This window comes from Arthrobacter sp. UKPF54-2, from assembly GCF_007858535.1.
Lineage (GTDB): Bacteria > Actinomycetota > Actinomycetes > Actinomycetales > Micrococcaceae > Arthrobacter.
The window spans coordinates 3143640-3157102 of the sequence record NZ_CP040174.1; the positions used below are offsets into that span (position 1 = coordinate 3143640).

A 13463-nucleotide genomic window follows, 5' to 3' on the forward strand; every position below is an offset into this window, starting at 1 on the left:
CCAGATCACAGTCAACCGCCCCTCCCGGCGCGCCGCCCCGCAGCGGCGGGGCCCTCGGGCGCCGTTGACATGCAGCAGCGGCGATGGGTAGGTTTTATATATTGGTATTTAACTTCCACAATACGAAATCTGATCCTGAGAGGTGGCCGGTATGCCGAATCACGTGGAGACAAACGGGCTGAGCGTCGCCGAAGAGCTCTACGCCTTCGTCCGGGACGAAGCACTGCCGGGGACGGGAATCGAGGCTGAAGGCTTCTGGGCCGGCGCCGCCGCGCTCATCACCGAGTTCTCGCCAAAGGTGCAGGAACTGCTGGAGGTCCGTGACCGTATGCAGCAGCAGATCGACGAGTACCACCGTTCCCGTGGCGCGGCGCCCGTGGATCCGGAAGAGTACGAGGCATTCCTCCGCTCGATCGGCTACCTCGTCGAGGAGCCCGGGGACTTCTCCATCTCCACTGAGCGCGTTGACCCCGAGATCGCGACCGTCTCCGGCCCGCAGTTGGTGGTACCCCTGCTGAACGCCCGGTTCGCGGCCAACGCCGCCAATGCCCGCTGGGGCTCGCTCTACGACGCGCTCTACGGCACCGACGCCATCGACGACGCGGACGGGCGCAAGCACGCCGGCGGTTACAACCCGGTCCGCGGTGCCGCCGTCGTCGCCCGCGGGCGGCAGTTCCTGGACGCGAACACGCCGCTGGCAGGCGCATCGCACACCGATGTCACCGCCTACCGGATCGCCGACGGCGCCCTCCTGGCCGAGACGCCGGACGGCGCGAAGCCGCTGGCCGAGCCGGGCCAGTTCGTGGGCTTCCGGGGAACCGCGGAGGAGCCCGAGTCCGTGCTGCTGGTGCACCACGGACTGCACGTGGAGATCCAGATTGACCGGGGCCACCCGATCGGCTCGGGCGACGCCGCCGGCGTCAAGGACATCGTGCTGGAGTCCGCCATCACCACCATCATGGACCTCGAAGACTCCGTCGCGGCGGTAGACGCGGGCGACAAGGTGGCGGGCTACCGCAACTGGCTGCAGCTGATGCAGGGCACCCTGAGCGCCGACGTCGAAAAGGGCGGTCGGACGTACACCCGGCGGCTGAACGAGGACCGTGGCTACACCGCCCCGGATGGCTCCGAATTGACCCTGCCCGGCCGCTCGCTGCTGCTGATCCGCCAGGTGGGCCACCTGATGACCAGCGATGCCGTGCTCGACGCCGCCGGCGCACCGGTGCCCGAGGAAATCCTGGACGCCCTGTTTACCAGCCTCGGTTCCGTGCATGACCTCCGCGGTCCGCACGCCGGCCGGAACTCCCGCGCCGGATCGGTGTACATCGTGAAGCCGAAGATGCACGGACCGGGCGAGGTGGCCGTGGCCTGCGCCCTGCTGGCCGGCACCGAGGCCGTGCTGGGGCTCGAACCGCTGACCCTCAAGATCGGCATCATGGACGAGGAGCGCCGCACGTCGGCCAACCTGAAGGCGTGCATCTGGGAGGCGCGGGAACGGGTGGCGTTCATCAATACGGGTTTCCTGGACCGTACCGGAGACGAGATCCACACCTCGATGCTGGCCGGCCCCATGGTCCGCAAGGCCGAAATGCGCAACTCCAGCTGGATCAAAGCCTACGAGGACGCGAACGTTGACATCGGACTGGAGTGCGGCTTCAGCGGACGGGCCCAGATCGGCAAGGGCATGTGGGCGGCACCGGACAACATGGCCGACATGCTCGTTCAGAAGGTCGCGCACCCGCTTGCGGGCGCCGACTGCGCTTGGGTTCCTTCGCCCACCGCCGCGACGCTGCACGCCACCCACTACCACCAGGTCGACGTGGACGCCCGGCAGGCCGAACTCGCCGGGAAACGCCGCTCGACCCTGCGGCAGCTGCTGACCATTCCGGTTGGCGACCCTGCCGGGTGGGACGCCGATGCCCGGCGCAACGAGCTGGACAACAACATCCAGAGCAGCCTGGGCTACATCGTCCGCTGGGTGAACGACGGCGTCGGGTGCTCCAAGGTCCCGGACATCAACGGCACGGCGCTGATGGAGGACCGCGCCACCTGCCGGATCAGCTCGCAGCACGTGGCCAACTGGCTCCAGCACGGCGTCGTGACCCCGGAGGAAGTGGAGGCATCCCTGCGGCGCATGGCCGCCGTCGTCGACGAACAAAACGCCTCGGACCCCGGTTACACGCCCATGTCCCCCGCGTTCGACGGCGAAGCCTTCCTCGCCGCCCGCGAGCTGGTGCTGGAGGGCGCCGCCCAACCATCCGGCTACACCGAGCCGGTTCTGCACCGGCGCCGCGCTGCGCACAAGCACACCGAGAACCTGGCAAGGAGCGCATCATGACCCTGACACTTGAATCAGCCCAGTCCATCATCAGCGACGCCCTCGCGGCCGGGGCGCGGCACGGCTTCAAACCGCTCACGGTGGTGGTTCTCGACGCCGGCGGCCACGTGATCGCCGCCGCGCGCCAGGACGGCGCCTCGAACAACCGCTTTGAGATCGCGCAGGGCAAGGCCTACGGGGCGCTGGCACTCGGGATGGGCTCCCGCGCCATCATGGAGCGCGCCGAACAGCAGGCCTACTTCATCGCTGCGGTGACCGCCGCCGTGGGCGGCCGGCTCATTCCGGTGCCCGGCGGCGTGCTGGTCCGGGGGCAGGACGGCACGGTCCTGGGTGCTGTCGGCATCACCGGCGACACCTCGGACAATGACGAGACAGCGGCGACGACGGCGATTGAGGCCGCGGGCCTGACAGCCCAGGCCGCCTGATCCTGAGCCGCCAACGCGTGGCCGCCTCAGCGTGGCCGCCAAACGGCCATGGCCGGTCCCTTGGACCGGCCATGGCCGTTTGCAACGGCAGGAGGAGAACCTCGCCGCCACCCCGGCCGAGTTTGTAGACTGGCCGGGAAGTCACCTCTTCGGATGGCAGGGGATGGGAATGCACACGGCTACGTTTCAGGAACTCCACCACGCCGCGGCCCCGCTCCTGCTGCCCAACGCATGGGACGCCGGATCCGCCGTCGCCTTCGCGGCAGCGGGCTTCCCGGCGATCGGAACCACCAGTTTTGGCATTGCGGCAAGTGCCGGCATGCCGGACGGCGGCCGGAGCAGCAAAGCGGCAACCGTGGCGCTCGTGGGACAGCTGTGCCGCCTGCCTGTCCACGTCACGGCGGACATCGAAGACGGCTATTCAGACAGCCCTGCCGAGGTGGCGGAACTTGTAGCCCGGCTGTCTGCCATGGGCGTGGCCGGGGTCAACCTGGAGGACAGTACGGCCGGGCACCTCATCGATCCTGCGGCCGCCGCCGGCAAGATTGCAGCCATTAAACGACGCAGCCCGGAGGTGTTCATCAACGCCCGGGTGGACAACTTCTGGTTCCACGAACAAGCCAGCGTGGATGCCGTGCTGCTCCGTGCCGGCGCCTACGCCGAAGCAGGGGCGGACGGGATCTTCGTCCCCGGGCTGGTGGTTCCGGAGGACATCCAGACACTCGCCGCCGGCATTGGGCTGCCGCTGAATGTTCTGGCCCATCCCTCCCTGACGGTCGCCGAGTTGGGCGAACTGGGAGTCCGGCGGGTGAGTTCAGGCTCCCTGCCGTACCGCGCTTCTGTCGACGCCGCCGTGAACGCGGTCACCGCCCTGCGCGAGGGCAAGCCGGCGCCGCAGGCAACTTCATACTGGGAGATGCAATCGCGGCTGCTGGCCTTCAGCCAGCGCCCGCCGCTCCCCCGAAGCCTCCCCTGATCCGGCACGGCGGCCGTCGTCCGACGCGGCCTGGCTCTGGTTTTCGGGTATATCGGGACGTATCGTTAAGTATCGTTCGTGATCCACCGAGGAGAACACCATGCGCAATTCACACCCGATGGGCGGCTTCGGCGGCCCCAACATGGACAACATGTGGCAAGCAGTCGAAGATCTGCGTTCAAGGTTCGAGAAGCGTGCAGGCACCCGTGCCGGGCGGGGCGAGGTGCGCTCGGCCGTGCTGGCCCTGCTCGCCGAACGGCCCATGCACGGCTACCAGATCATCCGCGAAATCGAGGAGCGCAGCAACGGCAGCTGGAAACCGAGTGCCGGCTCCGTCTACCCCACACTGCAGCTGCTCGCCGACGAGGGGCTGATCCGGGCCGAAGAGTCCAACGGACGCAAAATCTACTCGCTGACCGACGCCGGGCGCGAGGAAGTGGCGCACGCCGACGCGTCAGCGCCCTGGGAGGAAACGGGACCCGCCTCCGGCCCGGGCTTCGCGGCACTCCCCAAGGCCGGCGTCGAGCTCGCGCAGGCCGCCGCGCAAGTGGGCCGCACCGGCTCCCCCGAGCAGGTGAAGCAGGCGGTGGCGGTGCTCGACGAGGCACGCCGCCGGCTGTACTCGATCCTCGCCCAGGACTGACAGGGGTGCCGGCGGCCGGTCGGGCCCGGGCAGCTCCGGTGCCAGGCGCCGGGAACACCCGCGCGCGCTACCGCCGCATCCTGCGCTTCGCCGCGTGGCACCTCGCGGTCACCTGGTGGTTCGAGCTGCTCCTCCCCCGCGTCGGCCTGGGCGGAATTGCCGGGCGCACGCGGACGAAGCGGATGCAGAACTTCGCCCGGCGCTTCCACGCGCTCGCGGTGGAACTGGGCGGCCTGATGATCAAGGTTGGACAATTCCTCTCCTCCAGGCTGGATGTGCTCCCGCCCGAGATCACCAAGGAGTTGGAGGGGCTGCAGGACGAGGTCCCGCCCGTCCCCTTTCCGGCCATCCGGGCCCTCGCCGAGGCGGAGCTGGGCGCGCCGCTGGAGCAGGTTTTCGCCTCCGTTGAAGAAACACCCATCGCCGCAGCTTCCCTCGGGCAGGCCCACCGGGCGCAGCTCCTGCCCGCCAATGCCGCCGACGCCGGGCTCCACAGTGTGGTCGTGAAGGTGCAGCGCCCGGGGATCGAGGAGATCGTCGACGTCGACCTGGCGGCGCTGCGCAAGGTGGGCGGCTGGCTCAGCCACGTCCGCCTGGTCTCCGACCGCGCGGACATGCCCGCCCTGGTTGAGGAGTTTGCGCAGATCTGTCTCGAGGAGATCGATTATTTGCATGAGGCGGCGAACGCCGAGCGCTTCGCGGCTGATTTCGCCGACGACGACCGGGTGGATGTGCCCCTCGTCGCCTGGGAATGGAGCACCCGCCGGGTCCTGGTGCTCGAGGACGTCGCGGCGATCAAGATCACCGATGCGGTGGCCCTTCGTGCGGCCGGCATCGATCCGGCCCAGGTGGCTCCGGTCTTCGCGTCGGTGATGTTCGACCAGCTGTTCGCCAACGGCTTCTTCCACGCCGACCCGCACCCCGGCAACATCTTTGTCACCCCGGTGCCTGATTCTTCCGCCGGGCACCCCTGGAAGCTGACGTTCATCGACTTCGGCATGATGGGCGAGGTTCCGCCGGGCACCCGACGGGGGCTGCGGACGCTGCTGATCGCCGCGGCCTCGCGTGACGGCAAGGGCCTGGTCGGCGCGATCAGCGACGTCGGCGTGCTGGTGCCGTCGGCCGACAGGGTGGAGCTTGAGCGGGCGATGACGCAGCTCTTCGCCCGCTTCGGCGGGATGGGTTTCGCCCAGCTCCGGGAGGTGAACCAGCGGGAGTTCCTCGAGTTCGCCGTCGAGTTCGGGGACCTGGTCCGCTCGCTGCCGTTCCAGTTGCCGGAGAACTTCCTGCTCATCATCCGGGCCATGTCGCTGACCTCGGGGGTGTGCAGTTCGCTGGATGCGGAGTTCAATCTCTGGGACTCGGTCGAACCCTATGCGGCACGCCTGCTCCGCGACGAGAGCGGCAACGTGGTGCAGGACGTGGCCCAGCAGGCGCTCGACGCCGCCGGGACCGCCCTGCGCCTGCCGAAACGCCTGGACGGGCTGGTCACCCGGATCGAGGAGGGTTCACTGGCCGTGGCCAATCCGCGGCTGGAGCGCCAGCTGGCACGGCTGGACCGCACGGTGCAGCGGTCAGTCTCGGCGCTGGTCTTCGCCGCCCTGCTGATCGCGGGGTCCGTGCTGCGGACGGACGACGCCGTCCTCGGCAGTGTGCTGATGCTCGCGTCGTTGGTTCCGCTGCTGCACGGGCTGTGGGTGGGGCGCCGCGGCCTGTGATCAGTACTCGCCCTTGATCACGAAGTAGGAACCGCGGATCACACCGGCCAGCTTCGATTTCTGCCGGGCGAACTTGAATGCTGCCAGTTCCTCCGGGACCTCCATGCCATCGGACAGTTTGAAGCCGACGGCACGCTTCCCGCCGTCCTCGATGCTGTACATAACGTTGATGGACAGTCCGGACTCGTAGAAGACGTAGTCCATCCTCAGGCCGTCGACCTCGAAGCCGGTGGCTTCGAGCGGCCGCGAGCCGATGACGATGCCGCGTTCTGTTTGGAGGATGCGGCTCACCCGGTCCACGACCTCCGGAACCTCGCCGGCCGGGCTCACGGTGAAGGCGTGGTCATATTTATTGCGGTAGTAGCGGGCCTCGTTGGCGCGCAGTCCGGCCAGCGCCTCGGCAACCGGGGATGTTTCCAGGCCCACGGTGGAAACGTTCTGGAAATCAACGACGTATGGCATGCGCCCTCCCGGGGTAGACGTGTGGTGGACTAACGATAACGCGGCGCCCGGCTGAAGGCGGCGGCGCCGTCACCAGCCGCCGCGGGTGGGCGTATGCCCCTTGCGGGCATCGTCGGGCATGGCCATCTCGGCCCGCAGGCCCAGGAGCCGGACCGGACGGCCCGCCTCGATTCCGGCGGCCAGGTCCAGGGCCCGGGCGAGGACTTCGCTGCGGTCAAAAGTCTCCGGTATCTTCCGCGCGTGGGTCGTGGTGACGAACGGGGCGTACCTGATCTTCAGGGTCAGTCCAATCACGGGCCGGCCCTCAGCGGCAACATCCTCAAGGACCCGCGCCGCCAGTTCCCGGACGGCGTCGTGCACCTGCCCGGGGTCGGTCAGGTCCTGTTGAAAGGTGGTCTCGCGGCTGTGCCCGCGCGGGATCCACGGGGTGTCATCCACAACTCTGGTGCCGTCTCCGCGTCCGAGTTCCGCGTACCAGGGGCCCATCCGGGGGCCGAACTCCGGGACCAGGCCTTGGGGGTCGGCCGCGGCGAGCTCGGCGACGGTGGTGATGCCGAGTTTGGCCAGCCGGGCGGAGACTTTGGTTCCAACTCCCCACAGCTCCCGGGTGGGCCGGGCGCCCATGACCTCGAGCCAGTTCGCGGCGGTGAGCCTGAAGACTCCGGCCGGTTTGCCGAATCCGGTGGCCACCTTGGCCCGGACCAGGGTGTCGCCGATGCCGACGCTGCAGTGCAGCAGCGTGTGCTCCAGGACGGCGGCCTGGATGTGCCGGGCTTAGGCTTCCGGATCCGCCGTCTCGATGCCAACAAACGCTTCGTCCCAGCCCAGCACTTGGACCGTCGCGCCGGGCTGGGCGCGCAGGGTCGCCATCACCGTCTCAGACGCCGCGAGGTAGGCCTCCTGATCGACGGGCAGGATCACGGCGTCGGGCACTTTGCGGGCCGCCACGCGCAGGGGCATTCCGGAGCCCACGCCGAACGCCCGGGCTTCGTAGGAGGCGGTCGAGACCACGGCCCGTTCGGAAGGGTCGCCCCGGCCGCCGACAATGATGGGCCTGCCCGCCAGTTCCGGCCGCCGCAGCACCTCGACCGCCGCGATGAACTGGTCCAGGTCGACGTGCAGCACCCACCGGATTGCGCTCACGGCACCAGTCTGCCTAATGACGGGGGCGACGGGTGAAGATCATGTGGACGACTCCCGCCGGGGACGGAGTCGTTTCGATGTCGAAGCGCTCTTCGAGTCCCTCGAGGGAATCCCAGAGCCGTTCACCCCGGCCCAGGATGATCGGCACGACAACAATGTGCATGTGGTCGATCAGATCGGCCTCGAGGAACTGCCGGACTGTGCTGACGCCGCCGCCGATCCGGACGTCGAGGTCACCGGCCAGGGCTTGTGCCTGCTTGAGCGCAGTGACCGGGTCGGCGTCCACGAAGTGGAAGGTGGTTCCGCCGTCCATTTCCAGTACCGGCCGGGGATGGTGGGTCAGCACAACCACCGGGGTGTGGAAGACAGGGTTATCGCCCCACCACCCCTTCCATTCCTCGTCCGCCCAGGGGCCGCGCTGCGGGCCGAATTTGTTCCGGCCCATGATCTCCACACCGACACCCGGCCCCCAGCCGCTCGCAAACGCCTCGTCGACGCCGAACGACCCGTCCGACTCCCCGTGGAAACCCATCTGGCGGAAGGTGCGCGTCTCGAAAGCCCACTGCATCAGCCGCGAACCTGCATGGCCGAACGGAGCGTCGAGTTCCTGGCCCTCGCCGGTGCCGAAGCCGTCGAGGGAGATCGAGAAGTTGTGCACGCGGACGAGGGACATATCAGCTCCTGGGGTGCTCGTAGGTTGGAGTCACCTTATGGTGATCGCACCCAACGACTCAAGAGGTGCCCGTCTTGGCGGCGTAGTCCGCCGCCTGGTCCCGCACCTGGCGCAGGTAGGAACCGGACTGGTTGTAGGCGTAGACGGCGTCGGTCCAGCCTTGCGCGGTGGAAAGGTCACGGCCGTGCGCGCACAGATAGGCCGCCGCGCTGAGGGCGGCGTCGTCAATATTGAACGGGTCCGCGATTCCGTCGCCGTTCCCGTCCCGGCCCGCGAGCTGCCACGTGGAGGGAATGAACTGCATGGGTCCGACGGCGTGGTCCCAGCGGACGTCGCCGTCGAGGGCTCCGCCGTCCGTGTCGGCGATGGCGGCGAATCCGGCGCCGTTGAGGCTCGGGCCAATGATCGGCCCGCTCGCCTGCCCTGCGGTGTTGAGGCTGCCGCCGCCGTAGCTTCCGTGGGCCGTTTCGACGAAGCCGACGGCGGCCACCGTGTTCCAGCCGATCCCGCACTTTGGAGTGAGATCGTTGGCCGTGGCCGCTGCGGCAACGTAGGCCCGGAGCGCGCGGGCCGGGATCCCGGTCTGCCCGGCCGCCCGGATCAGCCACTCGGCATCAGCGCTGCGGGTCACGTTGACGGCGGTGGTGAGGCCTGCGGAAGAGGCGGCGAGTTTCGCCCCCGCCCGCGGCGGCGGAGCCAGTGCCCCGCCGGCGTCGGCACCGGGCTGCCGGACAGCCCAGAACGAGAATGCGGTGATGACGCAAAGCGCGAACACGCTGAAGACCAAAAGACGTTTGAGACGGAGCACCGACCAATCAAACCATCCCTGACCGGTGGCCGCCGCCTGGGGGGTGGCTGGGCTGGTTTTCCTCACATGCCCGCGGTCATATAGAGCCCCGGCAGCAGCTCCGGGTGCGCCGGGACGAAGAGCGCGAACACGATCAGGGCGACGCCGGTGACGCGGCTGAGCGCCGGCCCGTACTTCCACGTCTTCTCCAGGAAGATGACGACCGTGATGCCCGCCATCCACGCCAGGTTCATCACGCCAACAGCGATCAGCACCACCATGAGACCCCAGCAGCAGCCCACGCAATACGCGCCGTGGTAGAGGCCGACCCGGACGTCCCGAAGGCGGCCCTTGTACCCCGAGACGTGCAACAGGAATGCCACGGGCGACCGGCAGTGCCTGAGACATAAATCCTTCAGCGGTGTCAGTTGATAAAGGCCTGCCGCCGCGAGCACCCCGGCTCCCACCCAGGGTGCGGCATCTGCCGCGCCCTCAGCGAGCAAACCGGAGAGCTCCGCGGCCGCGTAGGCAACGACCCCGAATCCGATCCACGTCAAGAGATAGCCGCCAACCAGGGCGGTTGTCCGGAGGGCACGGACCCGGCGGCTGCGGACGGCGCGGACCGACCTGAGGTACATCGACGTGAGCGGCGCCAGCGACGGCAGCATCATGGCCGCCATCATCAGCGCCCACACCCCCAGGAATGCCCACAGTCCCAGTCCCATGGTTCCCGGTCCCATGGACATGTCGCCGAGGCCGGAGAACGTGAAATACCACGCCAGAGCGGCGCAACCGATTAGCGCCAGCTCTGCGGCATGGTGGCTGAGCGTCAGGCTGCTCCTGCCCGGCACTTAAGCGGACCAGGCGAAAGGGGCCGAGAAAGAGTTCTTGCCGACGTTGTCCCAGCTCATTCCGAATACGTCCACCCGGGAGGTGCTAGATGTGCCGACTGCCAGCGTGTCGGCCGGGAACCCGACGCCACTGATTTTCACGCCCCGCCCCGTGGGATCCAGGGGAGACACGAAATCCTCGACCACCATGTCGACGGCGCCGCCAATCCGGACCTGGTGAACCCTGCCCTCATCGGCGTAGGCCATGGTGAGGGACTCCATGCCCGCCATTTCACCAATCAAGGGGGCGAGGCCCTCCATCGGTCCGCCGAGCTGGCCACCGAAGACTGCACCGAGCGCTTCGGCCTGCTCGGCTGAGGCGCTGGCGTCCAGGAGAACTCCGACTTTCCAGCCGCCGTCACTCATCAGCGCCGGTGTATCGGCGACAACACAGACTGTCAGACCACCGACGTCGACACCATTCACTTCGCCGGTATCGACGTGGAAGGCCAGTGCCACGTTGCAGCGTTCGTTATCCGCCGGTGCGGTCAGCCCTGACGTTGAACAGGGACAGGCCATGTCGCAATTGCAATTCTCAAAATATGTGCCCTCGATATGCCACGGCATGTCGGGCTCCTTTCGAAGAGGCACCCCCCAAAATTAAGTCTCCTCGCGGCTATGGGTCGGGTCAAGGTCCACGTCGGGCCGGCCGGGCCAGACACGGTCCGCCAGTGAGAGTACGGGCGCAAGTGCCGGGTTGTCCGAGGCCCCGCGCCAGGTCATCCGCAGACAGATCGGCAGCGTCTCGTCAAGCACCCGCAGGAAGCGCACGTGCGGGTCCGTCACGTTCTCCGCCACGGAGGAAACCGGAAGCGAGCACCCGACTTCGGCACCGACCAGGGCCATCGCGGTCCAGGAATCCGGCGCCCTTTGCACGATGTCGGGATCGAACCCGGCTCCAAGGCTGAGCCTGCGCAGCCGGTCGCCGAGGACTGAGCCCTCGTGCGGGGGAAGCGCCACGAAATCCTGCGCATTGGCCGCACCACGCTGTACCGCAAGATGCGCGCCCTGAAAATTGCCGACGATGAACGCATGGTCGCTCCCGGGGCGTAGCCTTCGGGCGGCGACGCGGTCCCCGGCGACTTCGGCGAACCCGGGGGCGTCCGCAGAACGAGGCGTGTTCGCTCATGCAGTAGGCCCGGGGAGCGCCGGCTGACGAAGGGACCGCCGGAACCCGGGCACCACGCGAAGACAGACCACTTGAACAACGGCCGCTAAGCCAGGAGCGTGGGACTTACCCCCGTACCGTGTAGCTCGCCAGAACAGCCTTGTGGTCCGTCGGCCAGGGCACATCCGCCAGCAGGAACGGGTCTTTCCCGGACTCGGCGACCCGCTGATTCCGCACAATCGATTCCCGCGGGCCTACGACCTGCGCATCTTTCAGCTTCAATCGGGCATCCGGGTGGTGGAAGACGTAGTCAATCCGGTCCCGTTCGTCCGCCTCCGGCGCCCAGGTCAGCGATTCGACTGCGGCGTTGTGATTGCTCGCGGGCCACGTGAATCCAGGATGCGTGACCGGGCTGGGGTGTTGGCGCCGATAGGCATCCACGAACCCGGCATCTTCAAGCGCCTGCGTCGAAGCCCAGCGCAGAACTACACCATTGTGGTCGAAAAGCTGCGCAGTTCGGCGCGTCCAATCCAACGTCGAAGGCTCGTTGAAATCACCGCCGAGGATTACGAGGCGTCCACGTTGCCGCTCCTTGCCCGCATCCACGATGAACCGTTCGATCACCTGCGGCCGTCCGGAAGCCGCATTGACCCGGGCAACCGCCGCCACATCGGTGACCGGACCGGTGGGAATCTTGTTCCAGCCGTACCCGGAGTACTCACCGCTGGGAGCGCCCGGGCCATAAGCGCGGGGCAGGTACGTTGCGTACCACTGGTACTGCAAATGGGCCGCATAGGCGGCGATTTCGACAGAGCCCACTGTCACGACCGCCTTCGTCATGTACGGAAGTGCGGTCGCCTCACCGATCGGGTACGCCGAAATGATCGCGTTGTCCCCGGTCCTCCTGTGCTGAAAGTTCAGCCCGGAGGCGTTGAGCTTGGCCACGATATCCGGGGTCGTCTCGCTCGCCTCCGCGATAAAGACCAGAGTTGCGCCGGATTCCTTGATGATGTCAGCGATCATGCCAACACCGCCGGGGACCTGGGTGCCGCCGTGCCAGGCATTGATGACCAGGACCTTGAGCGTGGACTCGGACGACGACGCCGCAGCCGAAGCGGCTCCTGCCATGGACAACGCCCCTAGCGCCGCAGCACCAGTAATTCCTCGGACAACGCTCCGACGTGAGACCTGGTTCATCGATTTCCTTCCTCGCATGGATTGGGTCTCAAACGCTATTGAGCGTGCGTGAATAGGAAGTTCCCTTCGTAGTTGGATTCCGGTTAACGCCATGCGAACGGGCGACGTCGCGGCCGGTGGGGATTAGCGGGTCGGCCCCGACTCCAGCAGGTGCGCTTCCAGGACGTCGCGGACCGAGGTCCATTCGTGGGGCCCGTAGCGGTCGTTGTCGACGTGCCGGAGTTCGGCTTCGCCGCTGAACATGCTGACGAAGTACTGCATGCCCTGCCAGGCGGGGAAGGCCTCGCCTTTGTCTTTGGACAAGCGCCGGCCGACCTTGCTCATCGCCAGCAGGGTCCCGGTCGTTCCGGCCCACTGCGGCGAAAAGGATTCTCCGGTGAGTTCGGTCATGGTTTGGGCGATGCTGCGGGCGGTGACGCGGTCCCCGGCGACTTCGACCACCCGGGGCGCGTCCGCATCGAGGGCCACCAGCGCGACGACGCGAGCGACGTCGTCCTTGGTCGTAAAGTCGAGGATTTGGTCCGGTGAGGACCAGTACAGGACCCGGTGGCGGGAGAAGAGGATCATCGGCGCCTGCCCGGTGAGCATGTCTGCGAACGCGCCGTTGAGCACGGACGTCACGCGAAGAGGTGCGGCGTCGAGTTCCGCGGCGAACTCGCGCCGCAGCTCGAAGTTGCGGTTGCTGCCGGGGGTGATCCGGCGGTAGTCGGCGGAGTAGTCCGACGGGATGAACCGTGGCACTCCGGCTTCGACGGCGGCGGCGAGGAGCGCACGCTGGACGTCGACAATGACCGGGCGCGCGCCGCTGACCGCCGAGACGACGGTGTCGACTCCGGACAACGATGACACAAGGGCGGCCCGGTCCGTGTAGTCGACCTCATGGATCCCCACGCGCTCCTGGCCGCCGTAGATTCCGTGGGCCTTGCCGCTGCCGGGGCGGGTCAGGACCCGGACGAGGGTGTCGCGCCGGAGGAGCTCGCGAACAAGGCGTTGGCCGAGGTCACCGGTGGCTCCGGCGACGAGGACGGTACTGGTCATGGTGTGCTCTTCCAGGTGAAGTTGGTGGCAGGACGCCGGTGGAGCGGCCGATTCGGTCGGCCGGC

The 13463-nt window shown here is 67.8% G+C and carries 13 protein-coding genes and 1 pseudogene; 5 read left to right on the plus strand and 9 right to left on the minus strand.

What is annotated here, in order from left to right; translation table 11 throughout:
* Positions 1–151 precede the first annotated feature (151 nt).
* From E7Y32_RS14475 to E7Y32_RS14495, 5 genes are all read left to right on the plus strand, one after another.
* Complete coding sequence (locus E7Y32_RS14475; RefSeq protein ID WP_146337734.1) at positions 152–2338, plus strand: malate synthase G; 2187 nt, start codon at positions 152–154, stop codon at positions 2336–2338.
* Entirely contained in the window at positions 2335–2763 is a 429-nt protein-coding gene (locus tag E7Y32_RS14480) for a heme-binding protein (protein WP_146337735.1), read from the plus strand. The genes E7Y32_RS14475 and E7Y32_RS14480 overlap by 4 nt, the downstream gene beginning before the upstream one ends.
* 169 nt (positions 2764–2932) lie before the next feature.
* Positions 2933–3739: an isocitrate lyase/phosphoenolpyruvate mutase family protein gene (locus tag E7Y32_RS14485; protein WP_146337736.1), complete on the plus strand. Its 807-nt coding sequence runs from the start codon at positions 2933–2935 to the stop codon at positions 3737–3739.
* Positions 3740–3839: 100 nt separating this feature from the next.
* Positions 3840–4382, plus strand: coding sequence for a PadR family transcriptional regulator (locus tag E7Y32_RS14490; RefSeq protein WP_146337737.1), 543 nt, complete (start codon positions 3840–3842; stop codon positions 4380–4382).
* A gap of 182 nt (positions 4383–4564) precedes the next feature.
* Positions 4565–6100 (plus strand): AarF/ABC1/UbiB kinase family protein, encoded by a 1536-nt coding sequence (locus E7Y32_RS14495; protein WP_261382642.1) that lies wholly within the window; start codon positions 4565–4567, stop codon positions 6098–6100.
* Here E7Y32_RS14495 and E7Y32_RS14500 read toward each other — a convergent pair whose 3' ends face one another.
* The 9 genes and pseudogenes from E7Y32_RS14500 to E7Y32_RS14540 all read right to left on the minus strand — a co-directional run bounded on the left by E7Y32_RS14500 (position 6101) and on the right by E7Y32_RS14540 (position 13398).
* Entirely contained in the window at positions 6101–6562 is a 462-nt protein-coding gene (locus tag E7Y32_RS14500) for a phage tail protein (protein ID WP_146337739.1), read from the minus strand.
* A gap of 69 nt (positions 6563–6631) precedes the next feature.
* Positions 6632–7687, minus strand: a pseudogene (locus tag E7Y32_RS14505) (DNA polymerase IV).
* A gap of 31 nt (positions 7688–7718) precedes the next feature.
* Complete coding sequence (locus tag E7Y32_RS14510; RefSeq protein ID WP_146337740.1) at positions 7719–8378, minus strand: dihydrofolate reductase family protein; 660 nt, start codon at positions 8376–8378, stop codon at positions 7719–7721.
* 58 nt (positions 8379–8436) lie between these two features.
* The gene (locus E7Y32_RS14515) at positions 8437–9186 is read right to left on the minus strand and encodes a lytic transglycosylase domain-containing protein (protein WP_146337741.1); all 750 of its coding nucleotides are present in this window, start codon (positions 9184–9186) and stop codon (positions 8437–8439) included.
* Between the two features lie 62 nt (positions 9187–9248).
* Complete coding sequence (locus E7Y32_RS14520; protein ID WP_146337742.1) at positions 9249–10016, minus strand: DUF2182 domain-containing protein; 768 nt, start codon at positions 10014–10016, stop codon at positions 9249–9251.
* On the minus strand, positions 10017–10622 hold the full coding sequence (locus tag E7Y32_RS14525) for a DUF1326 domain-containing protein (protein ID WP_146337743.1): 606 nt from the start codon (positions 10620–10622) through the stop codon (positions 10017–10019). It lies immediately after the preceding gene.
* Positions 10623–10655: 33 nt separating this feature from the next.
* Positions 10656–11015: a hypothetical protein gene (locus tag E7Y32_RS14530; RefSeq protein ID WP_186466996.1), complete on the minus strand. Its 360-nt coding sequence runs from the start codon at positions 11013–11015 to the stop codon at positions 10656–10658.
* A 274-nt stretch (positions 11016–11289) separates the two neighbouring features.
* Positions 11290–12291 carry an endonuclease/exonuclease/phosphatase family protein gene (locus E7Y32_RS14535; protein WP_261382464.1) on the minus strand — a complete coding sequence of 334 codons (1002 nt, stop codon included), beginning with the start codon at positions 12289–12291 and terminating at the stop codon, positions 11290–11292.
* Between the two features lie 192 nt (positions 12292–12483).
* Positions 12484–13398 (minus strand): NmrA family NAD(P)-binding protein, encoded by a 915-nt coding sequence (locus E7Y32_RS14540; protein ID WP_146337745.1) that lies wholly within the window; start codon positions 13396–13398, stop codon positions 12484–12486.
* Between the last annotated feature and the right edge of the window lie 65 nt (positions 13399–13463).